Source organism: Serratia sp. CY29653, from assembly GCF_052169255.1.
In the GTDB taxonomy this organism is placed as follows: domain Bacteria; phylum Pseudomonadota; class Gammaproteobacteria; order Enterobacterales; family Enterobacteriaceae; genus Serratia; species Serratia sarumanii.
Genome location: NZ_JBJNLC010000001.1, coordinates 1799660 through 1825824, shown reverse-complemented (window position 1 = coordinate 1825824; position 26165 = coordinate 1799660). Strand labels below are relative to the sequence as shown.

Annotated in this window: 26 protein-coding genes and 3 tRNA genes; 18 read left to right on the top strand and 11 right to left on the bottom strand. The window is 58.9% G+C overall.

Annotated elements, in window-relative coordinates:
- Position 1 precedes the first annotated feature (1 nt).
- A complete protein-coding gene (locus tag ACJ8HN_RS08865) occupies positions 2 to 1213 on the bottom strand; it encodes an acetyl-CoA C-acyltransferase (protein ID WP_047568137.1) in 1212 nt (403 codons plus the stop codon).
- Positions 1214 to 1222: 9 nt separating this feature from the next.
- Positions 1223 to 2752 carry a 3-hydroxyacyl-CoA dehydrogenase NAD-binding domain-containing protein gene (locus tag ACJ8HN_RS08860; protein WP_033637938.1) on the bottom strand — a complete coding sequence of 510 codons (1530 nt, stop codon included), beginning with the start codon at positions 2750 to 2752 and terminating at the stop codon, positions 1223 to 1225.
- A 335-nt stretch (positions 2753 to 3087) separates the two neighbouring features.
- On the opposite strand from ACJ8HN_RS08860, the gene ACJ8HN_RS08855 reads away from it, so the two are divergent.
- The 3 genes from ACJ8HN_RS08855 (at position 3088) to ACJ8HN_RS08845 (ending at position 5272) form a co-directional block, all read left to right on the top strand.
- Positions 3088 to 3804 carry an autoinducer binding domain-containing protein gene (locus tag ACJ8HN_RS08855; protein ID WP_060438850.1) on the top strand — a complete coding sequence of 239 codons (717 nt, stop codon included), beginning with the start codon at positions 3088 to 3090 and terminating at the stop codon, positions 3802 to 3804.
- Positions 3805 to 3985: 181 nt separating this feature from the next.
- Complete coding sequence (locus ACJ8HN_RS08850) at positions 3986 to 4414, top strand: universal stress protein (RefSeq protein ID WP_033637941.1); 429 nt, start codon at positions 3986 to 3988, stop codon at positions 4412 to 4414.
- Positions 4415 to 4591: 177 nt separating this feature from the next.
- Positions 4592 to 5272 carry a hypothetical protein gene (locus ACJ8HN_RS08845; protein ID WP_442523275.1) on the top strand — a complete coding sequence of 227 codons (681 nt, stop codon included), beginning with the start codon at positions 4592 to 4594 and terminating at the stop codon, positions 5270 to 5272.
- 45 nt (positions 5273 to 5317) lie between these two features.
- Here the strand turns inward: ACJ8HN_RS08845 and ACJ8HN_RS08840 are convergent, their stop codons facing one another.
- The 5 genes from ACJ8HN_RS08840 to ACJ8HN_RS08820 all read right to left on the bottom strand — a co-directional run bounded on the left by ACJ8HN_RS08840 (position 5318) and on the right by ACJ8HN_RS08820 (position 11615).
- Positions 5318 to 6331 (bottom strand): Ldh family oxidoreductase, encoded by a 1014-nt coding sequence (locus tag ACJ8HN_RS08840; RefSeq protein WP_442523274.1) that lies wholly within the window; start codon positions 6329 to 6331, stop codon positions 5318 to 5320.
- 19 nt (positions 6332 to 6350) lie between these two features.
- Complete coding sequence (locus tag ACJ8HN_RS08835) at positions 6351 to 7916, bottom strand: APC family permease (protein WP_442523273.1); 1566 nt, start codon at positions 7914 to 7916, stop codon at positions 6351 to 6353.
- Positions 7917 to 7960: 44 nt separating this feature from the next.
- Complete coding sequence (locus ACJ8HN_RS08830; protein ID WP_442523272.1) at positions 7961 to 9577, bottom strand: aldehyde dehydrogenase (NADP(+)); 1617 nt, start codon at positions 9575 to 9577, stop codon at positions 7961 to 7963.
- 54 nt (positions 9578 to 9631) lie between these two features.
- Positions 9632 to 10552 carry a dihydrodipicolinate synthase family protein gene (locus tag ACJ8HN_RS08825; protein ID WP_442523271.1) on the bottom strand — a complete coding sequence of 307 codons (921 nt, stop codon included), beginning with the start codon at positions 10550 to 10552 and terminating at the stop codon, positions 9632 to 9634.
- Positions 10553 to 10760: 208 nt separating this feature from the next.
- Positions 10761 to 11615, bottom strand: a complete 855-nt coding sequence (locus ACJ8HN_RS08820) for an AraC family transcriptional regulator (RefSeq protein WP_033637947.1) — start codon at positions 11613 to 11615, stop codon at positions 10761 to 10763.
- 389 nt (positions 11616 to 12004) lie between these two features.
- Between ACJ8HN_RS08820 and ACJ8HN_RS08815 the strand changes: the two genes are divergently transcribed.
- From ACJ8HN_RS08815 to ACJ8HN_RS08800, 4 genes are read left to right on the top strand one after another with little or no spacing between them, the layout of a single operon-like run.
- Entirely contained in the window at positions 12005 to 12952 is a 948-nt protein-coding gene (locus ACJ8HN_RS08815; protein WP_033654191.1) for a 4-hydroxyproline epimerase, read from the top strand.
- Positions 12952 to 14076: an NAD(P)/FAD-dependent oxidoreductase gene (locus tag ACJ8HN_RS08810; RefSeq protein ID WP_442523270.1), complete on the top strand. Its 1125-nt coding sequence runs from the start codon at positions 12952 to 12954 to the stop codon at positions 14074 to 14076. Before ACJ8HN_RS08815 ends, ACJ8HN_RS08810 begins: the two co-directional genes overlap by 1 nt.
- Entirely contained in the window at positions 14073 to 14333 is a 261-nt protein-coding gene (locus tag ACJ8HN_RS08805) for a (2Fe-2S)-binding protein (protein ID WP_033637952.1), read from the top strand. The genes ACJ8HN_RS08810 and ACJ8HN_RS08805 overlap by 4 nt, the downstream gene beginning before the upstream one ends.
- The gene (locus ACJ8HN_RS08800; protein WP_308325589.1) at positions 14326 to 15594 is read left to right on the top strand and encodes an FAD/NAD(P)-binding oxidoreductase; all 1269 of its coding nucleotides are present in this window, start codon (positions 14326 to 14328) and stop codon (positions 15592 to 15594) included. The genes ACJ8HN_RS08805 and ACJ8HN_RS08800 overlap by 8 nt, the downstream gene beginning before the upstream one ends.
- Positions 15595 to 15635: 41 nt before the next feature.
- Here ACJ8HN_RS08800 and ACJ8HN_RS08795 read toward each other — a convergent pair whose 3' ends face one another.
- Positions 15636 to 15995, bottom strand: coding sequence for a hypothetical protein (locus ACJ8HN_RS08795; RefSeq protein ID WP_033637955.1), 360 nt, complete (start codon positions 15993 to 15995; stop codon positions 15636 to 15638).
- Positions 15996 to 16539: 544 nt separating this feature from the next.
- Here ACJ8HN_RS08795 and ACJ8HN_RS08790 point away from each other — a divergent pair.
- Together ACJ8HN_RS08790 and ACJ8HN_RS08785 are read left to right on the top strand one after the other, a co-directional pair.
- Positions 16540 to 16854 carry a hypothetical protein gene (locus tag ACJ8HN_RS08790; RefSeq protein WP_033637956.1) on the top strand — a complete coding sequence of 105 codons (315 nt, stop codon included), beginning with the start codon at positions 16540 to 16542 and terminating at the stop codon, positions 16852 to 16854.
- Positions 16855 to 17024: 170 nt separating this feature from the next.
- Entirely contained in the window at positions 17025 to 17456 is a 432-nt protein-coding gene (locus ACJ8HN_RS08785) for a hypothetical protein (RefSeq protein ID WP_047568120.1), read from the top strand.
- A gap of 18 nt (positions 17457 to 17474) precedes the next feature.
- Here ACJ8HN_RS08785 and ACJ8HN_RS08780 read toward each other — a convergent pair whose 3' ends face one another.
- Both ACJ8HN_RS08780 and ACJ8HN_RS08775 read right to left on the bottom strand, forming a co-directional pair.
- Positions 17475 to 17816: a GlpM family protein gene (locus ACJ8HN_RS08780; RefSeq protein ID WP_033637958.1), complete on the bottom strand. Its 342-nt coding sequence runs from the start codon at positions 17814 to 17816 to the stop codon at positions 17475 to 17477.
- A 121-nt stretch (positions 17817 to 17937) separates the two neighbouring features.
- Positions 17938 to 18162, bottom strand: coding sequence for a DUF2594 family protein (locus tag ACJ8HN_RS08775; protein ID WP_004927950.1), 225 nt, complete (start codon positions 18160 to 18162; stop codon positions 17938 to 17940).
- 703 nt (positions 18163 to 18865) lie between these two features.
- Here ACJ8HN_RS08775 and uvrY point away from each other — a divergent pair.
- From uvrY to ACJ8HN_RS08745, 6 genes are all read left to right on the top strand, one after another.
- Positions 18866 to 19522: a UvrY/SirA/GacA family response regulator transcription factor gene (uvrY, locus tag ACJ8HN_RS08770; protein ID WP_004927947.1), complete on the top strand. Its 657-nt coding sequence runs from the start codon at positions 18866 to 18868 to the stop codon at positions 19520 to 19522.
- Positions 19515 to 21347, top strand: coding sequence for an excinuclease ABC subunit UvrC (uvrC, locus tag ACJ8HN_RS08765; RefSeq protein WP_442523269.1), 1833 nt, complete (start codon positions 19515 to 19517; stop codon positions 21345 to 21347). The genes uvrY and uvrC overlap by 8 nt, the downstream gene beginning before the upstream one ends.
- A gap of 58 nt (positions 21348 to 21405) precedes the next feature.
- The gene (pgsA, locus tag ACJ8HN_RS08760; RefSeq protein WP_033637960.1) at positions 21406 to 21954 is read left to right on the top strand and encodes a CDP-diacylglycerol--glycerol-3-phosphate 3-phosphatidyltransferase; all 549 of its coding nucleotides are present in this window, start codon (positions 21406 to 21408) and stop codon (positions 21952 to 21954) included.
- Positions 21955 to 22098: 144 nt separating this feature from the next.
- Positions 22099 to 22174, top strand: a tRNA-Gly gene (locus tag ACJ8HN_RS08755).
- A gap of 674 nt (positions 22175 to 22848) precedes the next feature.
- Positions 22849 to 22922, top strand: a tRNA-Cys gene (locus ACJ8HN_RS08750).
- Positions 22923 to 22932: 10 nt separating this feature from the next.
- A tRNA-Leu gene (locus tag ACJ8HN_RS08745) sits at positions 22933 to 23018 on the top strand.
- 177 nt (positions 23019 to 23195) lie between these two features.
- Here ACJ8HN_RS08745 and ACJ8HN_RS08740 read toward each other — a convergent pair.
- Entirely contained in the window at positions 23196 to 24536 is a 1341-nt protein-coding gene (locus ACJ8HN_RS08740; RefSeq protein ID WP_060438846.1) for an anaerobic C4-dicarboxylate transporter, read from the bottom strand.
- A 231-nt stretch (positions 24537 to 24767) separates the two neighbouring features.
- Between ACJ8HN_RS08740 and ACJ8HN_RS08735 the strand changes: the two genes are divergently transcribed.
- The 3 genes from ACJ8HN_RS08735 (at position 24768) to ACJ8HN_RS08725 (ending at position 26160) form a co-directional block, all read left to right on the top strand.
- A complete protein-coding gene (locus ACJ8HN_RS08735; protein ID WP_074026547.1) occupies positions 24768 to 25220 on the top strand; it encodes a PaaI family thioesterase in 453 nt (150 codons plus the stop codon).
- Between the two features lie 141 nt (positions 25221 to 25361).
- Positions 25362 to 25643 carry a hypothetical protein gene (locus ACJ8HN_RS08730; protein ID WP_033638003.1) on the top strand — a complete coding sequence of 94 codons (282 nt, stop codon included), beginning with the start codon at positions 25362 to 25364 and terminating at the stop codon, positions 25641 to 25643.
- The gene (locus tag ACJ8HN_RS08725; protein ID WP_033638004.1) at positions 25609 to 26160 is read left to right on the top strand and encodes a hypothetical protein; all 552 of its coding nucleotides are present in this window, start codon (positions 25609 to 25611) and stop codon (positions 26158 to 26160) included. The genes ACJ8HN_RS08730 and ACJ8HN_RS08725 overlap by 35 nt, the downstream gene beginning before the upstream one ends.
- Positions 26161 to 26165 lie beyond the last annotated feature (5 nt).

Below are 26165 nucleotides of genomic sequence, written 5' to 3'. Positions count from 1 at the left end.
GTTAAACGGCTTTAAGGTTTAATGACAGACCCTGACCGACGCCGACGCACATCGTCACCAATGCGTTGCCGGCCTGCCGATCGCGTAGTTCCAGCGCCGCCGACAGCACCAGGCGCGCGCCGGACATCCCCAGCGGGTGACCGAGCGCGATGGCGCCGCCATTCGGGTTGACCCGCGCGTCGTGGGCGTCGATGCGCCAGTGTTTCAGCGCCGCCAGAACCTGTGAGGCGAAGGCTTCGTTAATCTCGATGATGTCGAAGTCGTTCAAGGTGAACCCGCCGCGCTGCAGCAAGCGCTCGGTGGAGGCGATCGGCCCCAGCCCCATCAGCGCCGGTTCAACGCCGGCGGCCGCGCTGTCGCCGATCTCCGCCAGCGGTTGCCACCCTTGGCGTTTCACGTAGCGCCCGGAAGCCAGCAGCAGCGCGGCGGCGCCGTCGTTGATGCCGGAAGCGTTGCCCGCGGTGACCGAACCGCCGGCGGAGAACGCCGGTTTCAGCGCCTGCAGCTGCTGCAGCGTGCTGAGGCGCGGGAACTCATCCTGCGCGAATGTACGCGTGGTCTTGCGATCCGCCGGCACGTCCACGGGCGTGATTTCCCGCGCCAGCCGGCCGCTGTCGATCGCCCGGCGGGCCTTTTGCTGCGAGGCCAGTGCGAACAGATCCTGCTCCTCGCGCGAGATGTGCTGCCGTTGAGCCACGTTTTCCGCCGTGATGCCGAGCGGATCGCTGCCGTAGCGCTCCGCCAGCCGCGGGTTAACAAAGCGCCATCCCAGCGTGGTGTCGTACAGCTTCACCCCCTTGTCGAACGGCGTGTCGCCCTTGCTCAGCACATAGGGCGCGCGGCTCATGCTTTCCACGCCGCCGGCCAGAATCAGTTCGCTAAGGCCGCTGCGGATTTTCGCCGCGGCGTAGATCACCGCATCCAACCCAGAGGCGCAAAGGCGGTTGAGGGTGATGGCCGGCACCGACGGATCCAGCCCGGAAAGCAGCGCCGCCATGCGGGCGACGTTGCGGTTGTCCTCGCCGGCCTGGTTGGCGCAGCCCAGCACCACTTCGTCCAGCTTCGCTTCCGCCGCCGGATGGCGCTGCAGCAGACTGCGAATGATCGTTGCCGCCATGTCGTCGGGGCGGGTATGCGCCAGGCTGCCGCCATAGGCGCCAATCGCCGTGCGCGTGCCGTCGATCAGATAAACGCCGTCATCGTTAATGCTCATCATGGATCCTTAAGGCGTGGTCGTCAGCGCCGGTTGCGCGGCGTGCAGAAGGGTGTAATGCGGCGCATAGCGTGCTGCGTGCAGCAGCTGCGCCAGGTTGCTCAGCGTCGTCCTGACGTTTTTCTCCCCCAGGCTATCGAGCCAGCCGAAAATGCCGTCGGCGTAGTTAACGCCGGCGACGGCGGCGACATCGATGTCTTCCCGGCTGCAGACGCCGCTTTCCACCATGATCACCGACTCGTTGATCAGGCTGCTGAGGACGCGGGCGACGATCAGCGCCGGGGAGTCCTTGATAAATTCAACCTGCGGGATTGCCGTGTGCAGCAGGCGTAAAAACAGCGCCTTATTGGCCGCAGAGGCGTGGCGGTTGTGCGCTGCCACCAGATACGCCGTGTCGGCGTAGTTCAGGGCGACATCGACCACAAAGGCATCCGCCGCCGTCAGCTCCGCCAACTGGCTCGCCGTGCGGCCATCGGTGACGCTGACGGTGAAAGCCTCATTGATCTGGACGGCCGGCCCCAGGCCCGGTAAGGCCGGCCGTTGCTCCACGCGCAGCCGTGGCCACTGAAGCGCGGCCCGCTGTTGCAACAGGGTAAAAAAAGGGTGTTCGCCGTAAACGCGCAGCGTCTCGACGTCTGCATCGGTGGCGGCCGTTACCGGTAAGGCGTTTTCTTCGGCGGCAAAATAGGAGCGGCCGTTCTTTTTCCCCAACAGACCGGCATCGACCAGCGAACGCTGCAGATGGCCGGGGGTATAGCGCGGATCGTATTGCATGTCCTGCCAGATTTGCCGGCTGACCTGATAGTTGATGTCCTGGCCGATAAAATCGGTCAGCTCGAGCGGCCCCATGCGAAAGTGCCCGCCGGCCTTGAGGGCGCGGTCGATCTGCGGCGCGCGCGCCACGTGTTCTTCCAACAGGCGGAACCCTTCCAGGTAGTAGGGGCGGGCCATGCGGTTGACGATAAACCCCGGCGTGGCCTGGCAGACGACATCGCGTTTCCCCAACGCGGCTACCAGCTGACGGCAACGTTCGGTGGTGGCGCGTGCGGTAAAGTAGGCCGGGATGATTTCAATCAGTTTCATCAGCGGCGCGGGATTGAAAAAGTGCAAACCGATAAACCGCTCGCTGTGCGTCACCGCGGTTGCCAGCTTGTTAAGCGACAGTGAGGAGGTATTGGTGGCGATCAGCGTGTCGGGCTTGACCGCCGCGGCGATGGCCGCCAGCACCTCAAGTTTGGTTTGCTCTTGCTCGGCGATGGTTTCTATCACCAGATCGCTGTCGGCGATAGTCTCAAACACCGAGGTGAACACCAGATTGGCCAGCACCGCGCCTTTATCCTGCAGCGCGATCTTGCCCTGTTCGACTTTCTTGTTCAGGTCTTGCGCGATATATTCGCGAGCCTGATTGAGGGTATTGCCGTTGCGATTATAAAGCACCGTGCGAATACCTTTTTGCGCGAAAAGATAAGCGATGCCTCTGCCCATCGTTCCCGCGCCGATAATCGCAGCCGATTGAATTGCCGCATTACTTTCTGCCATAGAAAATCCCCGTCACTGTATGCCATGCGAAATTCGCAAATGCTTATTATCTCTTTGGATTTACGGCGGCACCGGGTGCCTGTCTGGAAAGTAATTGGCGGTGCCCTGGCTGTCTAACGGTAGAAATGACAGGTTTACGCGCCGAGGATATTATGCTATTCGCGTAGTTTTCCTGTGCGGCGCAATAAAAAGGCTTATTTTAAGGGGAATAGCTTTTTTCGTTATAGCGTTGGTATTTTTTATTATATGAAACGGCTACTGACGCCGGACGGCGATATTCTATAGTGAGTCTGACCTATCGATAAATCGGCATCGCTATCTGGAGAACCTGCGTTATGGATACCCGCACTCAACGGCTCATGGCGGAGGTGATTGGCAGCCTGGCCGATCGCGAACGTTTTCTGACGCAGCTGGGGCCCTGCGCTGAGGCGTTGGGGTTTGATTATTTCTCCTACATCGTGTTTTCCTGTTATCCGGCCAGCCGCCCCAAAATGCTGATCGAAGGGAATTTTTCAGCGAACTATCTCGAAGATTATCGGCGGCAGCGGGTGTATTTGCAGGATCCGGTTATTGAGCGCGCTCACCATTCCACGCTGCAGTTTCAGTGGGACGAAAGCTTTTATCACGAGCGGCCGCTGCTTTGGCGGCATATGGCGCAGTTCGGCCTGTGCGCCGGTTGGTCGCAGTCAGTCAAGGATTGCTATGGCCGGCTGGGGATCCTGACGTTTGCCGGCAAAGCGCTACCCGAGCAAACGCCGCAAGCGCGGGCGGCAAATGAAACCTTCTTCCTTTGGCTGGCGCAAACCGCCCATAAAACGCTGCGTGAAGCCTTGATCTCGGTGAACGACGATGCGATAAAATATGTGCTGACGCTGCGCGAAAAAGACATCCTACGCTGGTGCAGCGAAGGGAAAACGGCGGAAGAGATCGCGCTGTTGATGGGGGTGAGCGAGCGCACGGTCAATTTCCATATCGGTAACTCGATTAAAAAACTTTCTGTCGCTAATAAGACCGCCGCCACCGCCAAAGCGGTTTATTTGCAGCTGATTTAATCTTGAGTAATAAATAATTAAGTCCCTATCCGTTATCGGCGTGATGTTTATATTTTGTTAAATTAAGAACTGTCCTTATTCAGTATTTACCCCCCGATCACAAAAGCGTGATAAAGCGATTCACCGCGGCCGTGCGCGGCAGTATTCTGTAGGCACCCGGTTTACATAGAAAGGACGTGATATGTACAAGACTATTTTAGTGCCGATCGATATTGAAGAGGATCTGTTGACTGAGCATGCGCTGAAGCATGTGGAATATTTGGCGAAGCTGTCCGGCGCTAAAGTGCATTTCTTCCATGCGCTACCGGATGCCTCGGCTTTTGTTACTGCCTATTCGTTCGGTCTCAAGGAGTTTGAGAATCAGGCGGAAGTGAAGGCGGTGGATAAACTGAAGAAAATCATGTCGGAAATCGATCTGCCGTTGGATCGCCTCAATTACACCGTCAGCTTCGGCTCTGCACGCGATCAGGTGTTGGAACTGGCGGAAGAGATCGACGCCGATCTGATCATCATCGGTTCGCGTCGCCCGAGCGTGAAAACCTATCTGCTGGGATCTAACGCCGCCGCTATCGTTCGCCATGCCAATATTTCGGTAATGGTGGTCAGATAATCCGTCTTAAGCCCACCGTTTTCGGGCGCGTTCTGCGGTTGCCGGCCGGCAGCAGAGCGTGCCTGGCGCTTTATTGCCATCTCAGCCTGAGCTGCTACGATTTTAGCTGACGTTTTTATGCCAACCGGGCCACCGGCTTTGCGCATATTCTTCATTTCAGCCAGAAAAGGGGCAGCTATGCCATTAGAAGTCGATGGGATTATCAGAGGCGATCGGGGCAGTGAACCGAGCCGTTGGCAGCATGCGTCAACCAAGCCGCTTATTACGCTGACCTGGCATCACACCATTCCCTGGAACTGTTTGCGTAATGTCTGGAATGGTCTGGTGGCGGGGCAGCATTGGGACGCGCTGGACGAGTTTATGAACCTGATCGGTGTGCCAAGCCGCGCCGAGGTGCTCAAACAGATCAAGAATAGAAATCTGCAGGATCGCGATGGATTACACACTCTGGTGACCTGGCAAGGATGGAATATCGTCGAGGGGCCAGGTAACGAATATCGCGCGCAGGGGGACGATCCCGGCGAAAACTTCGACGGTTGGTCGGGTAAGGGAATGAGCAATAATCAGCAAGCGACGCTGCAGCAGGTCAACGTGTTGTATCAGGTGATGGCGCCGTTGGGAAGCCGGGCGCTGGATGCCGCCAGACAGGCGCCGCCCATTACCGCTGAGGAAGCGGGCGTCTTGCAACGGACGATTAAACAGACCCGCCCAACGTTGCGAGGAAAGGAACCGATCCGGTGGCAAGAAGATATGTGGCATCAGGTGCAGCCGGGTAAAGAGGCGAAACACTTTGCCCGCTGGGACACCAAACCGGTGTGGCGCAAGCGCCTGCACAGCGATCTGGCTCAGGCAGGATAAGCCTTTCCCCGCGCCGGGTTGCCGGCGCGGGGCATTAACCCGGCGCTAATCGCACAGCGCCACGATTTCGTCGTACAACGTCCTGGGGATTTCCACGCCGTATTGCTCGCTCTGGCGCCGCTGCCGATAACGGCGTTCGCCGGGAATGCGTGCGCCTTGCGCCTGCATATCGGCAAACATCGCCTCTGCTCCGGCGAAATATTTCGCCTTATCCGCACCGAGAAAACGCTCGGGATCCAACGCGATGATCAGCTCACCGCCGTAAGGCGACGAACCGGTGCCGTCGTCATAGGCCAGCGATTCCTTGCTGGTCATATCGCCGATCAGCGGCCCGGCCAACAATTCCACCATCGCTGCCAGCGCCGAGCCCTTATGCCCGCCGAAGGTCAGCATTGCCCCCTCCAGCACGCTGGCGGCATCGGTGGACGGATTGCCCGCCTTATCAATGCCCCAGCCTTCAGGCAGCGGGGTGCCGGCGCGGCGATGCAGTTCGATTTCGCCGCGCGCCGCCGCGCTGGTGGCCATGTCGAACAAAAACGGCGGCCGATCCGCACGCGGCCAGCCGAAAGCGATGGGGTTGGTGCCGAACAGCGGTCGCGAACCGCCGGCCGGCGTCACCCACGCGTGGCTGGGTGTGCAGGCCAAGGCCACCAACCCCTGTTCGGTCAGCGGTTCGATGTCGGCCCACAGCGCGGAGAAATGCACGCAGCGGTTGATCGCCAGCGCGGCGATGCCATTGGCGCGCACCTTCTCGATAAAGACCGGCAGAGCGGTGCGGTAGGCCAGCAGGGAAAACGCGCCGCCGGCGTCGGCGCGCAAGATGGCCGGCGCCTGGTCGAACAACCTGGGCATCGCATCGGCAGAGACCTTGCCTGCCCGCAGCGATCGCATGCAGCCCAACAGCCGGTATAGCCCGTGAGAAGCGCAGCCGTCGCGTTCGCCCTGGGTGACATTTTGCGCCACCGCCTCGGCATGCGCCGGATTGAAACCGTTGCTGCGCAGCGTACGCAACGCCAGTTGATAAGCCTGTTCCAGCGACAGCACGTGCATGGATGTCATTTCGATGTCCTCCCCGAGTTCATTCTTCTTCATCGCCGATAAAATTGGCCTGGGGTAAACAGGTATAGGCGCCCCAGTAGTAAATCGCCAGCGAAATCACCGCCATGGTGAGGGTGTCCCACGGGTGGGCAATAGCGCCGATGCCGCCGAAGCTGCTGAGATAGGAAAGCCCGATCACCAGCGCATAGAAGACGATCAGCCACAGCGAGGACCAAATTTGCTGCCGGAGGCTAACGGCATGGGTCGGCACCTGATTCTTGAACAGGATGTAGATGAAGAACATCAGGATCTGCAAGCCGAGCAGCCAGGAGACGGTGTCCCAGCCGGACCAGAAGACGATCAGCGCCGAAATGATAAACGACAGCGGGCCGAGCACGCAGAAACCGCGCACCCGGAACGGACGCGGCATATCGGGCGCATTGCGCCGCAGCCCGGCGGCGGTGACCGGGGCGATGGCGTAGCTCAGCACCAGGGCGGCGGACACCACGCCGATCAGCTTTTCCCACGACGGGAACGGCAGCGTCCAGAATACCGAGAGAGCGAAGGTCAACCACAGCGCCGGGCGGGGGATGCCGGAGTCGCCATCCACCCGGGTGAACAGTTTGAAGAAGGTGCCGGCGCGCGCCCAACCGTAGATCACGCGAGGCGTGGCGTTCATATAGATGTTGCCGGTGCCGCTCGGCGAAACGATCGCGTCGCTGACCACCAGAAACGCCAGCCATCCCATGCCGAGCGTGATGGCGATGTCGCGGAACGGCAGGGAGAACTGTTGGCTGATGCCGGCCCAGCCGCCGCTCAGCATCTCGCTGGGGATACTGCCGAGAAACGCTATCTGCAGCAGCACATAGATGATGGTGGACAGCACCACCGACAGGATCAGCGCGATGGGAATGGTGCGCTGCGGCCGTTGCACCTCGCTGGCGACCGAAATGATCGGCGTCAGGCCGAGGTAGGCAAAGATGATGCCGCCGGCGGAAATGGCGGCCTCAACGCCGGCGGAACCGAAGGGGGCAAAGCCCTGGCTGTGCAGGTTTTCCGGTTTGAAAAAGCTGAACAACACCACGATCACCAGCAGCGGCACCAGAAACTTCAGCACGCTAATCAGGTTATTGGATTTGGCGAAGGTTTTGACGCTGTAATAGTTGAGCGCGAAGAAAAAGCACAGCAGCGCCAACTGCACCAGCCAGCCGACCGGGGTCGGGTCGCCGGAACCCGGCTGGCTGAGGAACGGGAACCAGGCGGCGGCGTACTGCCGGGCGGCGACGACTTCGATGGCGATCAGGCTGGAGAAGGCGATCAGCGTGATAAATCCCAGCAGATAACCCATCAGTTCGCCGTGTGAGAATACCGGATAGCGAATGATGCCGCCGGCGCGCGGCAGGGCGGCGCCCAGCTCGCAGTAGACGATGCCGAGCAGCAGCACCGCCAGGCCGCCGATCAGCCAGGAATAGATGCCGGCCGGGCCGGCGATGGAGGAGACATGGCTGGCGGCGAACAGCCAACCGGAGCCGAAGATGGCGCCCAGACCGATGAACGTCAGATCGGTGAGCGTAAGCTGCTTCTTGAATTTGCCTTGGGTTGTCATGGTATTACCCTTTTGTTATTGAGTGGCAGGCAGATGCGGCCGGGCTAATTTTGGGCAGGTGAAACCAGGGGATCTCGGGTGTAAACGCCGTTCACCAGCCGTAGCAGGTTGAGCGGGTTGGCGTCCTGCAGCGCCGGCGGCAACAGCGCTGCGGGGGGGTTTTGCAAACAGACCGGCCGCAGGAAACGCTCGATGGCCAGCGTGCCTACCGAGGTGCCGCGCGCGTCGCTGGTGGCCGGATAAGGGCCGCCGTGCACCATGGCGTCGCACACCTCCACCCCGGTCGGATACCCGTTGAACAGCACCCGACCGGCTTTGCGCGCCAACAGGGTTGTCAGCCCGGCGGCCATCGCGAGATCGTCGTCGTCCGCCAGCAGCGTGGCGGTCAACTGGCCTTGCAATGCCGCCAGCGCCGCATGCAGCTGCGCTTCGTCATCCATCGCCACCAGGATGCTGACCGGGCCGAAGACCTCTTGTTGCAGCAGCGGGTCGGCCTGCAGCAGCAGCGCCCCCTCCGCCTGATAAAGCTGCGCCGCCGCGCGAAGAGCGGGCGTTTCGCTGCGGCCTGCCAGACGCCGCATACCCGGGTGGGCATCGAGGGCCGCCAGCCCGTGACGGTAGTGCTCCAGCGTGCCGGCATTCAGCATCGGCTGCGGCTCGGCGGCGTTGACCAGGGCGCTCATCGTTTCGGCCAGCCGATCGAAGGCGGCGCCGCGCAGCGCGACTATCACGCCGGGCTTGGTGCAGAACTGACCGCAGCCGAGCGTGAAGGAAGAGACCAGTTCCTGCGCGATGCGCTGCTCGCGCCGCGCCAGCGCCTTGGGCAGGATCACTACCGGGTTGATGCTCGACATTTCGGCGAAGACCGGGATAGGTTGAGGGCGTTGCGTCGCCAGATCGAAGAGCGCCCGGCCACCTTGCAGCGAGCCGGTGAATCCCACCGCCTGAATCGCCGGATGTTGGACCAAATCGGCCCCCACGCGGTTGCCGAAGATCATGTTGAAGACGCCGGCGGGCATCCCGGTGCGTTCGCGTGCGCGCTCGATCGCCTGAGCGGTCAGCTCCGCGGTGATCATATGGCCGCTGTGCGCCTTGAACACGATCGGGCAGCCGGCGGCGAGCGCGGCGGCGGTGTCGCCGCCCGCGGTGGAAAACGCCAGCGGGAAGTTGCTGGCGCCGAAGACCGCCACCGGGCCGAGCGCCGTGCGGTATTGACGCAGATCGGGGCGCGGCAGGGGGGAACGCTGCGGCAGCGCGCAGTCGATGCGCACGCCCTCGACGTCGCCGCGCCGCAGCAGCGTGGCGAACAGCCGCATCTGGCCGCTGGTTCTGGCGCGTTCGCCGCTCAACCGCGCCTGGGGCAAGGCCGTTTCCTGCATGGCGAAGGCGAAGAAAACATCATCCAACGCGTCTATCTCCTCGGCGATGGCGTCGAGAAAGTTAGCGCGTTGTTCCGCGCTGAGCTGCGAATAGGGCGCAAAAGCCGCGGCGGCGGCTTCGGCGGCGGCGGCGGTTTCTGCCGCCGTGGCCTGGTGGAAGCGGTAGCCGGTCGGCTGACCGTCGTCGGCGCGCAGGCTGAGCAGCGCCGCTTCCCCTTCGGCGCGGCGCTGGCCGCCGATAAATTGTTGGCCGCTGATGGCGGCATAGCGAGCGTTGGGCATCGGTTCCCCCGGTAGAGAAAGCATGACGCCCGGCATGGCCGGGCGGTGAAGGCGTTACAGGCCGACGTTCGGCAGCGCCGGGCGAGTGGCCAGCGCTTTATCGATCATGGCGTTGATCTCGCTGAGCGTTTCCCCCTGCAGCGCCAGGCGCGGCGGACGAGTGACGGCGCTGCCGCGGCCGACTCGCTGCTCGCAAAGCTTGATGCACTGCACCAGGTCAGGGCGGGCATCGAGGTGCAGCAGCGGCATGAACCAGCGGTACAGCGCCAATGCTTCCTCATAGCGTTTTTCCTTCGCCAGCTGGAACAGGGTTTCCCCTTCGCGCGGGAAGGCATTGGACATGCCGGAGATCCAACCTTGCGCGCCGACGGCGATGCTTTCCAGCACCACATCGTCCAACCCGGCGAACAGCACGAAGCGATCGCCGACTTCGTTGCGCAGATCGATAAAGCGGCGGGTGTCGCCCGACGAGTCTTTGAAGCACACGATGTTCTCGCAGTCGACCAGCGAGGTCAGGATGTCGGGCGTGACGTCATTTTTGTAAATGGGAGGGTTGTTGTAGACCATGATCGGCAGATCGGTCGCGCCGGCGACGCTGCGGAAATGCGCGGCGGTTTCGTGCGGCTTGGCGGAGTAGACCAGCGCCGGCATCACCATAATCCCGTCGACGCCGGCCTTTTGCGCTTCACGCGCCATATTCTGCGCGAAGGCGGTGGTGAACTCGGCGATGCCGGCGATCACCGGCACTTTACCGTCGGCGGCGTCTCTCGCCACTTCGATCACCGCCAGCTTTTCCTGCACCGTCATTGAGGTATTTTCACCGACGGTGCCGCACACCACCAGGCCGGAGACGCCGTCGCGCACCAGGTTTTTGATCACCGTATGAGTGGCGTCGAGATCCAGAGAGAAATCGTTGCGGAACTGGGTCGTCACCGCCGGGAATACGCCGCTCCAGCTTATGGCTTTATGGCTCATCGTGTTTGTCCTGTCATCCGTAAGTGTTAATGAAAAGTGAATCTTTGGTAAGGCTCACCGACAGATTGACCGGTATTGCGCAGGGAGGCTTGACGCTTTTCGCCGATTGCCGCGACGAAATTGGCACAATGCCGGCGGAACGCGGGCGTGAAAAATCTGGGCGCCGGCGCACCGTGAAAAGAGGGGGGTAACCAGATAAATCAGCGCGTTAAGCGGAAAGCGTCAGGCGGAAATCGCGCGGCGTGGAGCCGGTCATCGCTTTGAACTGACGGCTGAAGGCGCTGTGATCGGTGTAGCCGCACTGCAGCGCGATGTCGGTGATCGGCAGATCGCCGGCCAGCAGTTCCGTGGCCTTTTCCAGCCGCACTTTATGGATCATCTGGCGCGGGGTGAGGTGGAAGATACGTTTGCAGTAGCGTTCGATCTGCGCCACCGACAACCCGGTCAGTGCCGTCAGCTCCTCAAGCGCGATCGGCCGGGCATAGTGGCGGCGGATGTGCACGTCGATCGCCGCCAGCCGTTGGTAGGCCGGGTGATTGGCCCTGGCCTCCTGCAGATCGTGAGAAATACCCGCCATACCGATGATTTTTCCCTGCGCATCATACAGCGCCAGCTTTTGCGTCAGGCACCAGCCGGTTTCTCGGCCGTTGTACAGGTGCATTTCCAGCTGATCCTGGATCAGCACGCCGTGGCGCAATACCCGCAGATCCTGCTCGGTATAGCCGGATCCGAGCTGAGCGGGAAAAACGTCGGCGGAGGTCTTGCCCAGCAGCGGCGTGACGGTTTTGAAACCGCAGCGCCTGGCCAGCGTGAGGTTGGCCAGCAGGTAGCGGGCCTGGGCGTCTTTGATAAAGAACACCACGTTGGGGATCGCGTTCAGCAACGGCGCGATCAGCGCCAGCGTATTCAGCAGATCGCGCAGGTTGTTCGGGCGCTGCTGCGCCAGCCCGTCGCACAGGCGTGACAGATGTTCGACGGCAAAAACGTCCTCCTGCTCCGGCAGCCCCACGAGTGAAGGCGGCGAGAGAGAAACCGGAGGCTGATAGTCTGAAGTGGATCTCATAGCAGTCCCTTTTCGGTCGTTAGCCGGGAAAACAGGCGGGTCAGGTTGATGTCTTCGCATCAATATTAACTTTTCTGTAACGAATCAAGCGCTATTTCCGGCCACCTGCCAAATATGCGGATTGCCGCATACTTTTGCCGGACGGCGCGTGGCGGTTGCTTGAAAACTGCGGCGTTTCTCGTCATGCGGAGATTTAGCATGAAAGTAACGCCATGATAAATAAGTTATTGTTATGGCATTCGTTAATATCATGCCCGCAACGCGTCAGGCCTGACTTTTGTCACTATGCTGATTTCTTCATTCGCCGCGCCGAAACGCATCAAGCCGTTAAGCCCACATTCGTTCAGGCTAACGCTATTGGTAACATCTCATTAACTCAGGAGACGCCGATGGCACTTTCTGCGCATATCACCGCTTTGCGGGCGATCGATTCTCATACCGGCGGAGAGCCGACCCGCCTGATCGTGGAAGGTTTTCCCGATCTCGGCGCGGGCAGCATGGCGGAACGGCGGGCGCGCTTCGCGCAACATTATGATGATTGGCGCTGCGCGGTGATGCTCGAACCGCGCGGCAATGACGTGCTGGTGGGGGCGTTGCTGTGCCGACCCTGCTCGCCACAGGCCACCGCCGGGGTGATCTTCTTTAACAACAGCGGCTATCTGGGCATGTGCGGGCACGGCACTATCGGGCTGATCGCTTCGCTGGCGCACCTGGGGCGCATCCACGCCGGGCGTCACCTGATAGAGACCCCGGTCGGCCCGGTAAACGCCACGCTGCACGAGGACGGCAGCGTCACGGTAGAGAACGTGGCGGCTTATCGTTACCGCCGCCAGGTGCGGCTTGAGGTGGCGGGTTACGGGCCGGTGACGGGTGACATCGCCTGGGGCGGCAACTGGTTCTTCCTGATCGGCGAGTCGCCGTTGTCCATCGATAAACAAAATCTGGAGGCGTTGACCGCGTTCACCTGGGCGGTGCGGCAGACGTTGGAACAGGCGGGCATTCACGGTGAAGACGGCGGAGCGATAGACCATATCGAACTGTTCGGTGACGATCCGCAGGCCGACAGCCGCAGCTTCGTGCTGTGCCCCGGTAAAGCCTATGATCGTTCCCCGTGCGGCACCGGCACCAGCGCCAAACTGGCGTGTCTGGCGGCGGACGGCAAACTGCCGCCGGACACGCAGTGGCGGCAGGCCAGCGTGATCGGCAGCGAATTCCAGGCCTATTATCGTTGGAACGGCGATCGCATCGCCCCCTTTATTCGCGGGCAGGCCTACGTGTGCGCCGATAGCCAGCTGCTGCTCGACGAACGCGATCCCTTCGTCTGGGGAATACGCTGATGGGCGCCGAGCGGGGAGCCGATGTCATCGTGGTCGGCGCCGGCATCATCGGCGCCGCCTGCGCCTGGCGGTTGGCGCGGGAAGGTTATCGCGTCTCGGTGGTGGACGATCGCCGCGCCGGCGCCACCGCCGCCGGCATGGGGCATCTGGTGTGCATGGACGATAATCCGGCCGAGCTGGCGTTGAGCGCTTATTCACTGCGGTTATGGCGTGAAGTGACGGGGCGCATGCCGCAAGCGTGTGCCTGGCGCGGCTGCGGAACGCTATGGCTGGCGGATAAATCGGATGAAATGGCCGTCGCCGAGCAAAAGCGGGTGCGGCTGGCGGAGCAGGGCGTGGCCGCGGAATTGCTGACGGCGGAACAGATCGCCGCCATGGAGCCGATGCTGCGGCACGGCCTGGCCGGCGGACTGCGGGTGCCGGGCGACGGCATTCTGTATGCGCCGCTCGCGGCTCGCTGGCTGTTGGCCGACGGTGGTGCGGCAATCAACGTGGTGCACGGCGAAGCGGCAGCGCTGGAGGAGGGAGCCGTGCGGCTGGCGGACGGCAGGCGCCTGGCCGCGCCGGTGGTGCTCCTGGCCTGCGGCCTTGGGGCCAATGGCCTATTGCCGCAGACTTTGCTGCACGCCAAAAAGGGCCATCTGGCGATCACCGATCGCTACCCACCGCGGGTGCGGCATCAACTGGTTGAGTTGGGGTATGGGGCCAGCGCGCATGCCAGCGACGGCACGTCGGTGGCATTCAATGTGCAGGCACGGCCCACCGGGCAATGGCTGATCGGTTCTTCTCGCCAGTTCGGCGCCGTCGATTCGGCGTTGGACATGCCGCTGTTGGCGACGATGCTTGCGCGTGCGCAGCATTTCTTGCCCGCACTGGCGCAGATGAACATCATTCGCTGCTGGACCGGGCTGCGCGCCGCCTCCGCCGACGGGCTGCCGCTGTTGGGCGCGCATCCACGGCATTCCTGGCTGTGGCTGGCACTGGGGCACGAGGGATTGGGCGTCACGACCGCCCTCGGCAGCGCTGCGCTGATCGCTGCGCAGATCGGCCGGCAAACGCCGGAGATTGACGATTCCCCGTATTTGGCGGCGCGGGCGTTTGCCGCCGAGGAGCTGCCTGTATGAATGAAAGACAAAACACGATCACGTTGAGCATCGATGGCGAGCACCGGCGGGTGCCGGTTGGTCTCAGCGTTGCTGCGGCGCTCAGCCTGTGCGGCGACGATCGTTGTCGGTTGTCTGTTTCACATCAACCGCGCGCTCCCTTTTGCGGCATGGGCGTTTGTCAGGAATGCCGTGTGACCATTAACGGTCTGCGTCGCCTGGCGTGCCAAACGCTGTGCCAAGCCGGCATGCGCATTGAGAGGAGCGATGATGAGTAACTTAGACTGTGAGGTGCTGATCGTCGGTGCCGGGCCGGCCGGCATGGCGGCGGCGCTGGCCGCGGCGGAAAGCGGTGGCCAGGTGCGAATGATTGATGATAATCCGCATCCCGGCGGGCAAATTTGGCGCGATGGGCCACAGGTGGTTTTGCCTGAAACGGCGAACCGCTATCGGCAGGCGGTGGCGACGAAGGAAAATATTGCGCTGCAGCACGGTTGCAAGCTGGTGGCGCAGTGTGGCGCTAACCGATTGGCATATGAAGACGCCGAAGGCTGCGGCGTGATTCGCTATCAAAAGCTGATTCTGTGCAATGGCGCGCGTGAACTTCTGCTGCCGTTCCCCGGCTGGACGCTGCCGGGGGTGACCGGCGCCGGTGGTCTACAGGCGCAAATCAAGCAAGGGCTGGCTATCCGCGGCGAACGAGTGGCGATAGCCGGCAGCGGGCCGCTGCTGTTGGCGGTGGCGAACAGCGTGAAACAGGCCGGAGGCGAGGTGGTGCTGGTGGCTGAGCAGGCGCCGCTTTGGCGGTTGGCGGCGTTCGCCGGCGGCCTGTGGCGTTGGCCAGGCAAGCTGCGTCAGGCGCTTTCTCTGATGCCGCATCGTTACCGTGCCGGTAGCCGGGTGCAGGCGGCGTTGGGGCAAGAACGTTTAACCGCGGTGCGCGTCAATAACGGCGGGCGGGAAAGAACGATCGCCTGCGACAGGTTGGCCTGCGGTTTTGGTCTGGTGGCGAACATTGAGTTGGCGATGCTGCTGGGGTGTCGGATAGAACACGACGCCGTAGCGGTGGATCATTGGCAGCAAACCAGCCAGGTGCAAATTTTTGCTGCCGGGGAATGTACCGGCATCGGCGGCAGTGAATTGGCGCTCACCGAGGGCGCCATTGCCGGTTATGCTGCCACCGGGCAACGGGAAAAGGCGGATCGCCTGGCGGCGCAGCGGCGGCGATGGCAGCGTTTCGCCACGGCGGCGGCCAGTGCCTTCGCTCTCGATGAGCGCTTGGATTCGCTGGCCAAACCACAAACGCTGCTGTGCCGCTGTGAAGACGTCATGCTGGAACAGGTTCGTCATCAGCCGGATTGGCACACGGCCAAGCTGGGCAGCCGCTGTGGCATGGGGGCATGTCAGGGTAAAGTCTGTGCGACGGCGGCGAGGCAGCTTTTTGGCTGGCCTTTGCCGCCGCCGCGTGTGCCTTTAACGCCGGTCAGAGCGGAAACGTTGGTTGCGCTGGGGCTGCTTGGCGATGACGACGACGGCTGAATGGGTTAGCGGGCATTCCGCACCCGGCAAACGCCGCTATATCACCATTGCGGCCAATAGTAGGTTTTCTCTCGCCAGCCTTTGCCGTACATGCAGGCTTCGATGGTGGCGTCTCGTGCGGACTGATTGCGATCGGTTTGCACTGTTTTAATCGACGGTTCCTTGTCATAGCGGTATCCCGATGGACAGTCTTTCTTATTTTTCTCGCAAGGAATGTATTTGTTTTCGTAGCTGAACTCCACGTCCCGCACCACGTCCGGCGGAAAACGTTCGTAGCCGCGACTGCGGCATTCGGCATATTCGGCATTTCGGGTACTCTCAACCGCGCCGGGCCTTTCCCATTGGGTGCAGGCGGTCAACATCAATAACGGTAAGGCAATCAAACAACGGCAATTCTTCATGGTGTCCCTAACTCTTTCTCTATCCTGAGGCTCGCTGACTAGGAATGTTCCTAACCGGTGAGGTAGGGCAGTGTAATAAACTGGCGCAATAATTGGAAATGATAATGGTTATTGTTTAGGTATGATTGAGGAAGTGCCGCGTTGAGAGAGGATGTGGCGCATTGAGTGAAGTCTGTAGGAAGCGGCGACCTCATGGCGAGGGCAGGTCGATGTGGCGCTGGTTTTATTCATTCTCTTTTTGCCGCAAGGATCCGAGCATCATTGCATCGTTATGAGTAGAGAAATAATATGCAGGCTAAGTATGTTCTTGGCTGGTTTGAATATTATCTTTATTTAGGATATTTACCCATGCCAAGAATTTAATTCTCGGTATTAATACCCTATTTTTTTATTTCTGTTTTTTTAATGGGGTTTTATTTTCGGATTTTATCCAGAAGAGAATTTTTAGTTACAGGGAATTCATTTGCATTTTAATTTTGGATTTTTTAAATTCAGTTCAGAGGAAGGATAACCGTTCGCGACAGCTACAAAAAAGGAGTTTATTTTGTCAGGGATAAAGAAAACGCCTGAAAGTCATGACGGTTTACCTGCACCATCAGAGGATTATGATACTTTTAAGCACCTCTCCGATGTTGGCTCCGTGTTGGGATATGGGCGAACTCGCTTTTATCAGTGGTGCCGTAGCCGCGGATTTCTAACTCCGATGAACGTTCCGTCTCATGAAATGATCGCCCTGGGATATATGGTGGCGGTGTTATCAGAGACCGGCCATACCCGGGTTTACGTTACGCAGGATGGTTTCAGTTACGTCAGTGGCGCTTTTGCTGCAGATATCCAACGTGGCATGATCAAGTTTTAAATCTGCAAGAATCGCCTTTATTTCAATGGCTTTAATGCAGAATCTTCTTATCCCTGCAGGTTCGTGGGAGGAGTGGGAAGTTATCCGATTTTTCGTCTCTGCGGTATGAATGCTACTGGAGACAGCTATTCTCTTGTTACGATAAGCATTATTTTCTTCAGGAGCCAAGGATGAAGCATTACGCCGCGTTGTTATTTGCCTCTGCACTGTTGACGGGATGTGCGACCCAAGCCGTGCCGCCGCAACAGGCTGAGTTGCCCCCCCCAAGCCGTCTGATGCTCTATCAGAATATCCCGGATACGCCTTACGCCACGGTGGTCGTGGTGCGCGACAGCGGAATGCTGGCGGGCAGCTGCCGCACCGGCGTCTATGTGAATGGGGAGTTTGCCGCTTCGCTGGAGGCGAAAGAAAAAGCAGAGTTTCGCGTGCCGCCAGGCAATGTTTCGGTCAGTATCGGGCAAGATATGATCGAGAATCACCTGTGTATTTGGCGTGAGACCGGCGGCAGTATACCGATGACGCTGCGCGCCGGTGAAAGCCGCTATCTGCGTATCGCCGGCGATCGGCAGCGTGGCTTCGTTTTGCAGGCGGGGCGACCGTAATCTGCCCTGGCAAGGGCGTTAACGCCCTTGCCACCATCCCCACAGCGTAATGAGTAGCCACGCTGCCGCAATCCAGCACAGTACCGCCGCCCCCAGAGCCAACGACAGCCGCAGACTGTTGATCAGGAAGTACAGCGAGATCAAATACACCAGGTAGGGCAGCACCGCCCACATGCCAAAAATCAGCGTGGTTTTCAGCGCCGCAATGGAACGCTCGTTGCCGACAATGTAATGCGCAATCAGGGCGAAAGTGGGAAAGAGCGGGACTAAACCGGCGATATAATAGTTGCGCGTTTTGGCCAACAGGCCGATCAGAACCACGACCAGCGCGCCGATCAGCGCTTTGACAAGGATGGCCATAACGGTCTCGGGTGTGGGGGAAAGTCAACACACTGCCCGAAAGCACGTGCAAGATCAATGGGGTGTGGCGTAGCGTGGTGAAAAGCAGACCCACAAGAAGTGCGGGTCTGGGGCGCAACGCTTACTGACGGTAAGCGTGCTTGATTTGCTGAATGCTGTTCTTGAAGATTTCTGCCTGGGTCGGATCTTCAATCTGCGCGATGAAACGTTCCATGTTGATGATGACTTTCCCGGCGTCAGCCTGGCCGATCGACTTCAAGATCAGCGTCAGCGTAGCTTTGAGGCACGCAACCTCGGTCGCCAAGATTTCCGGGTTTGCAGACGTAGTGAAATCAACGTTGCTCATTTTCTCTCCTGATTTTTTGAGGCCGTAGCCTGATACAAGCTGCTTTGGCACGCTGCGCGCGGGCTAAACGTTGCCCCGCGCGCAGCGGCGAATTTAACTGGGCGCGGAGTATAGCATAGCATGCGTCCGTCATCTGCACCGGGCTTGCTCCGGTCATGCGGGTGGGCAACGTTCGCTCATTGCCATGCTGAATCATCGGCTGTCGGCCAGTTATTTCGAGGTGGTTAACAAGTATTTGTCCGGCACGTTATTGTTGAACAATGGGGGGGATTATAATTATTTGGGCGGGGAACACCGATTTTACCGGCGTTTGCCGGGAATAATAGTTTCGAACGCGGGTTGCCAAACCCACGTTGGCGGCGGATTTTGTTACGCCTTTAAATATCAAATGATTACAAACAGCCAATGGCCGTGTTAATATTATGCATGTCGCGATTGCTTACACAGATTTCTCACGCGCAACATGATTGTCGCGCTATCCTGTGTTTGGTGCAGCGTCGCGCAATTATTTTCGTCGTCCGATCTTTTCCAACGTGACGATTTATCGGCGGCATAGACGGCTAAAATTGAAAAATCAGCTCTGCTCCGCAAAGTTATTCGAAAGTATGTATTAATCTGTGTTCATTCTTGTCTGAAAAACAAGTAATATCTCTGGCGAAAACAGAGGCCGATTGCGTTACTCCCTTTTTTTGGAGATTTTTCCTTGATTAGCGTTCTTCTTGTTGATGACCACGAACTGGTGCGCGCAGGGATACGACGCATTCTTGAAGATATCAAAGGTATAAAAGTTGTCGGTGAGGCTCAGTGCGGTGAAGACGCCGTAAAATGGTGCCGTGGCAACGCTGTCGATATCGTGCTGATGGACATGAATATGCCGGGCATTGGCGGGCTGGAAGCCACGCGCAAGATTGTGCGTTATGCACCCGACGTCAAAGTCATCATGTTGACCATCCATACTGAAAATCCTTTGCCCGCGAAGGTGATGCAGGCGGGTGCCGCCGGTTACCTGAGCAAGGGCGCCGCGCCGCAGGAAGTGATTAACGCCTTGCGTTCCGTGCATGCGGGGCAGCGCTATATCGCGTCTGATATCGCCCAGCAGATGGCCCTGAGTCAGCTGGAGCCGCAGGCTGAAACGCCGTTCAGCTGCCTGTCTGAACGCGAGTTACAGATCATGTTGATGATCACCAAAGGCAAAAAGGTGAATGAGATCTCGGAGCAACTGAGTCTCAGCCCGAAAACGGTGAACAGCTACCGTTACCGCATGTTCAGCAAACTGAATATCAGCGGCGACGTCGAATTGACTCACCTGGCCATCCGACATGGATTGTTCAATGCGGAGACGTTGTTAAGCAGTGAATGACCGTTTTGATGCCAAAGCCTTCCTGAGTACCGTCACCAGCCAGCCCGGCGTCTACCGTATGTACGACGCCACGGGTACGGTGATCTACGTCGGTAAAGCCAAAGACCTGAAAAAGCGTCTCGCCAGCTATTTTCGGCAGCAGGTCAGCAGCCGTAAAACCGAGACGCTGGTTAAAAATATCGCGCAAATAGACGTAACGGTTACCCATACCGAAACAGAAGCGCTGCTGTTGGAACATAACTACATTAAATTGTACCAACCGCGATATAATGTTCTTTTGCGAGACGATAAATCTTACCCACTGATTTTTCTCAGTGCGGATACCCATCCCCGTTTGGCGGTGCACCGCGGCGCCAAACACGCCAAGGGCGAATATTTCGGGCCTTTTCCCAACTCTTACGTCGTACGCGAAACGCTGGCGCTGCTGCAGAAGCTGTTCCCGATCCGCCAGTGCGAAAACAGCGTATATCGCAACCGGTCGCGCCCGTGCCTGCAGTATCAGATCGGCCGCTGTCTGGGGCCTTGTGTTGCCGGCCTGGTGAGCGAAGAAGAATACCGGCAGCAGGTGGACTACGTACGGCTGTTTCTTTCGGGCAAAGATCAGCAGGTATTGCACCAGCTGATTGCGCGTATGGAAGAAGCCAGCAAACTGCTTAATTTCGAAGAGGCGGCGCGCATTCGCGATCAAATTCAGGCCGTGCGCCGCGTCACTGAGCGGCAGTTCGTGTCGGGCGACAGCGACGATCTGGACGTGATCGGCGTGGCGTTCGATGCCGGTATGGCGTGCCTGCACGTGCTGTTCATCCGTCAGGGCAAGGTGCTGGGCAGCCGCAGCTATTTCCCTAAAGTGCCGGGCGGCACGGATATGGGCGAAGTGGTGCAGACCTTTGTCGGTCAGTTCTATCTGCAGGGCAGCCAGGCGCGCACGCTGCCCGGCGAGATCCTGCTGGATTTCAGCCTGCCGGAAAAAGACCTGCTCGCGGAGTCGCTCTCCGAGTTGGCGGGGCGCAAGATCCAAATTCAAAGCAAACCGCGCGGCGACCGCGCCCGTTATCTGAAGCTGGCGCGTACCAACGCGGCAACGGCGTTGACCACCAAGCTTTCGCAACAGTCGACTATTCATCAGCGGCTGGCGGAATTGGCCAAGGTGCTGAACCTGACGGAAATCAACCGCATGGAGTGCTTCGATATCAGCCACACTATGGGCGAGCAGACCGTGGCTTCGTGCGTGGTGTTCGACGGTAACGGCCCGGTGCGCGCGGAGTATCGGCGCTACAATATCAGCGGCATCACTCCCGGCGATGACTACGCGGCGATGACGCAGGTGCTGAAGCGCCGCTACGGCAAGGCGCTGGAAGAGAAAAAGATCCCGGATGTCATCTTCATCGACGGCGGTAAAGGGCAGCTCGGCATGGCGATCGACGTATTCAAATCGCTGAACGTTACCTGGGACAAGAATAAGCCGCTGCTGATTGGCATCGCCAAAGGCGCCGATCGCAAGGCCGGATTGGAAACGTTGTTCTTCGTGCCGGAAGGCGAGGGGATTTCGCTGCCGCCGGATTCGCCGGCGCTGCATGTGATCCAACACATCCGCGACGATTCGCACAATCATGCGATTACCGGCCACCGGCAGAGAAGGGCGAAAGTCAGAAATACCAGCGCATTGGAGCTGATTGAAGGCGTTGGGCCGAAACGGCGCCAGGTGCTGTTGAAGTATATGGGCGGACTGCAACCTTTGTTGAACGCCAGCGTGGAGGAAATTGCAAAAGTGCCGGGTATTTCACAAGCATTGGCAGAAAAGATCTACAATGCATTGAAACACTGAGGGCAATGTAGCAACATACTCTTAATTTCCACTCTAGCCAGATAGTTACCGTAGCATTATGCAATTGAATATACCGACTTGGCTTACCCTGTTTCGCGTAGTTCTGATCCCATTCTTTGTGCTGGCGTTTTATCTGCCGTTCAACTGGGCTCCGATGGTTTGCGCCGTTATCTTTGTGTTCGCCGCCGTCACCGACTGGTTTGACGGCTTTCTGGCACGCCGCTGGAAACAAACGACGCGCTTCGGGGCGTTTTTGGATCCGGTCGCGGACAAAGTGATGGTGGCGGTGGCGCTGGTGCTGGTGGCGGAGCACTACCACAGCTGGTGGATCACGCTGCCGGCGGCCACCATGATCGCCCGTGAAATCATCATTTCGTCGCTGCGCGAGTGGATGGCGGAAATTGGCAAGCGCAGCAGCGTGGCGGTATCCTGGATCGGCAAAGTGAAAACCATGGCGCAGATGATGTCGCTGGTGGGTTTGCTGTGGCGGCCGGATCGCTCCGTAGAGTATGTGGCGATTGGCTTGCTGTATATCGCGGCGGTGCTGACTTTCTGGTCGATGTTCCAATATTTGAAAGCGGCGCGCAACGATCTGCTGGAACCGTGATCGATACGCTGCAAAAATCGGCAAACGATCGTGATGAGCCAACAATTTTATTGACTCATCACGTCAGGCAAGTAGAATGCATCGCATCAGACGACAACGATGAATTGCCGAAAGATAGCAAATAAATCAGTCAGTTCTGGTAATGCGGGAATAGCTCAGTTGGTAGAGCGCAACCTTGCCAAGGTTGAGGTCGCGAGTTCGAGCCTCGTTTCCCGCTCCAAACATTATCCTGTTGAATCCCCGTGATTCGGCAGGTAAGCGAAAAGGGGCTTCGGCCCCTTTTTCGTTTTCTATTCCTTTGCCGTCCGGTGAAACCCTTCTTCATCCTGCTAGCTCGATTATTGCCACTATATCTGCTGTCGTTTTCATACCCCAGGATGCATCCGTTGCATGGTGCAATCAGGCACATTTGATTGGGCGCCGTACGGTGCACAATCTGACGTCAGTCTCCAGCCTTGCAGTTGCGTTGGCCGTTCGGGGCAGCGGCACCGGAGATTCATGATAATGTTATGCCTGATATCCCATCACCATAAGCAAGTGAAAAGCCGCAGAGGGCGCGGGTAAGCGATTCCTGCCGAGAAAAAAGATCCGATTTGCCCGTGAATCCCTGAATCGATGCATATAAAATCAACATTTCGCTTGCCTTTCCGTTGGCATTGTGAACAGTGCGCCCACAAAATAAGCAGTTGAAAGCGTTAGAGAACTTTTTGCTATTTCGGGGGGTTGCCAAGGTGGGGGGTTTAGTCCATAATGCAGTCCATCGATTCGGCGGTAACGAAATAAATTACTTAAGAATCAGATGATTAAGATAAGCGATTTCAACATCGCCGATCAAAAGAACAAAACGAAGTGGGTGAATCACCGGCTTTGGCCTGAAAAGGCAAACAGAATAAAGGCGCGTTAACAAAGCGGTTATGTAGCGGATTGCAAATCCGTCCAGTCCGGTTCGACTCCGGAACGCGCCTCCAACTTTCCCGAGCCCGGGTGGTGAAATCGGTAGACACAAGGGATTTAAAATCCCTCGGCTTATGGCTGTGCGGGTTCAAGTCCCGCCCCGGGTACCAGGGAACGAAAATACCGAATAATCAAAGCAATAAGTAGTAATGTCGTAGACCGCCGAGAGGCGGTTTTTTTGTGCCTGAAATTCGCGTTACACCTGTATTCTTCCTTTTTTGTCATACCCCATGCCCATGGATTGTCATCCTGCTTGCAGGGAGCCCCGCAGGGCTCCGCAGTACCAATCATAAGAAACCGAACGCCGCAGCGAGGATCCAGCCGAAGACGCAGGAGACGCTAACGCCGATCAGGCCGGGCAGAATAAAGCTGTGGTTGATCACGAAGCGGCCGATGCGGGTGGTGCCGGAGCGGTCGAACTGGATTGCCGCCAGATCGCTGGGATAGGTTGGCAGAATGTAATAGCCGTAGCAGGCCGGCGCCGAAGCGACGATATAGGCCGGGTTGACGCCGATCGCCAGCGCCACCGGCACCAGTGCCGCCAGCGCGGCGGCCTGCGAGTTGACGAATTTCGACACCAGCAGCAGGATCAGCGCATAGGCCCAGGGGTACTCTTTCACCAGCACGCCCAGCGTGGCTTCGATCTGCGCCAGGTGCGCGCCGAACATGGTTTCCGCCATCCAGGCGACGCCATACACCGCCACAATGGCGATCATGCCGGAGCGGAACACTTCGTTTTTAGAGATAGACGCCGGGTTGGTGCGGGTGATGATGACGATCAGCGCCCCGGCCATCAACATGCACATCTGGATCACCAGGACCATGGAGAGCGGCTTGCCGCCGAAGCTGGGCCGCAGCTCGGAAAATGCCCCCAGCACCGCCACCAGGGCGATGGTAGCGAGGAAAATCCACATGGCGATCCAGTTGCTGCGCGGCAGCACCCGGTCCAGCAAGGTGGCGGCATCGCCATAGACGTAGCGATGGTTCTCCGGCACCGAGATGAACGTCTGGAACTCCGGGTCTTTGTCCAGATCTTTGCCGCGGAACCAGCTGAAGATGCCGATCGCCAGAATGCCGCACAGGGTAGAAGGAATGGTGATCGACAGCAGATCGAGGAATTCCAGATGGCGGCCATTGAAGGTATAGCTGCTGAGCATCGCCACCAGTGAAACGACCGCTACCGAAACCGGGCTGGCGATAATGCCCATCTGCGCGCCGATCGAACTGGCCGCCATCGGCCGTTCCGGGCGGATGTTATTTTTGATCGCCACGTCATAAATGATCGGCAAGATGGTGTACACCACGTGCCCGGTGCCGCACAGAATAGTGAGAATGCAGGTCACGAACGGTGCGATGATCGAGACGTAACGTGGGTTGCGCCGCAGCATCCGTTCGGCGATTTGCAGCATCACGTCCAGCCCGCCCGAGGCCTGCAGGGTGGCGGAGGCCGCCACCACCGCGATGATCACCAGCATTACGTCTACCGGTGGTTTGCCGGGCTGCAGGTGAAAGCCGAACACCAGGATCATCAACCCGATACCGCCCAGTAACCCCAGCGCAATGCCGCCCTTGCGCGCCCCATACAGCAGGCATGCCAATATAACCGCTAATTGCAGAAAGAAATCCATGATAGATACGCCTTAATAATGTTGAACTTAACTGCGTTCAGTTTCCGGCGGCGGTTACAACAGAAAATTGTTTTAAATCTAAAGGCGCTAAAAAATTGTGGTTATTAACGCTAAAGAGTGATGGTGCTCACACTCAGTGAATCAAGGGGGAAGGAGCCACCAGCACGAAAAAGCAAGCCAACAGGTCAGACCTCTACTATATGAGAGGTTTACTGATCCGAGGAGAAAACCATGGACCCGACAAAAATGACCGGGCTGGCGCTGTTACAGGCTGCAATGGCCGGCAAGATCCCAGCGGCCTCGATCGCTGAAACCGTGCCCATGAAGCCGGTTGCGGTGGAAGAAGGGTATATCCGCATCGTGGCGCGGGCAGACGGGCGCCATCTGAATCCGCTGGGTGGCGTACATGGCGGCTTTGCCGCCACGGTATTGGACTCGGTGACCGGTTGCGCGGTGCACAGTACGCTGGGCGCAGGCGTAGGTTACGGCACCGTCGATCTGCAGGTAAAAATGCTGCGCCCTGTGCCGAAGGAGAGTGACCTGATCGCCGAGGGGCGTCTGGTCTATGCGGCGAAGCACGTCGCTTTCGCTGAAGGCACGCTCAAAACGGCGGAAGGGAAGCTGCTGGCTTCGGCAACCGCCACTTGTTTTATCATTCGCCCCACCGAACAAGCACCGCAATAACCTGCTCGTTATCGGGCTTCGGGCTATCAACCCGGGGCCCGATGCATTTCTCTTCGGCTGCATAGATTGCTACGCTACGATGACAGGCGCGATACGCCATTGTGGTCTAGTATTCTTGGGTAAAAATTTATCGGAGTGATTATGCAGCCGTATAAAGAGGTTGAGTTTGATCATGAGCTTTGTCTGGCGATCGGCAAAGCCGTATTAGACGTGGTGGCGCAGGGGGAGGAAACCAGCGCTCCGGCGGTGATGAACGCGATTGAGCGGTCGGTGGAACAGGGGTTGAATGACGACGAAACGGCCATCGCCGACGACGCCCTGGATTTGATGGCTCGTCTCGTTCACGGCTTCAGCTTCATAAATCTAGCGGATGAAGAGGATACTTCCCATGCATTGGTTGAATTTCAAACGCTACAAGAGTGACGTTGCCAAACAGGCCGTGCCGCCGCATTTGAATGCGGCTGAATTTGCGCGGCATTACGCCGACAAGCCGCAAGCCGATACGGAAGAGTATCTTTCGCTGAGCGGGGAGATGTGCTGGGATGCGGTGGTGCTGTGCGCCCACCGTTCAGGCGCGCTTAGCAAGGCGAAATACAAGCAGCTGTGGCAGACGGTGTTCGATAAGCAATACAAACATTTCGTCAGCCCTGACGATACCGAGATCCGCACCATGGCCGATATGTTGCGCGCGCCGCAGGGATGTTTTATCGGCATATTTTCCCTGCGTGACGCGACGGCGCCCCGTTTGCTGCATGCCATGATCGGCACCGGTGCAGGCTTTGCCGCCGGCAATAAAAATCTTTGCATCGGCGTGGGGGGCGCGGTCGGCTGGGAAAATCTCAATCTGGCGCGCGATCTGCGCTGGCAGCCGGAAGGCGGTTTTTTACGCCAGGGCGACAACGAAGTGCTGCGCATTTTTTACCGGCCTTTCCCCGCCTGAGCCGG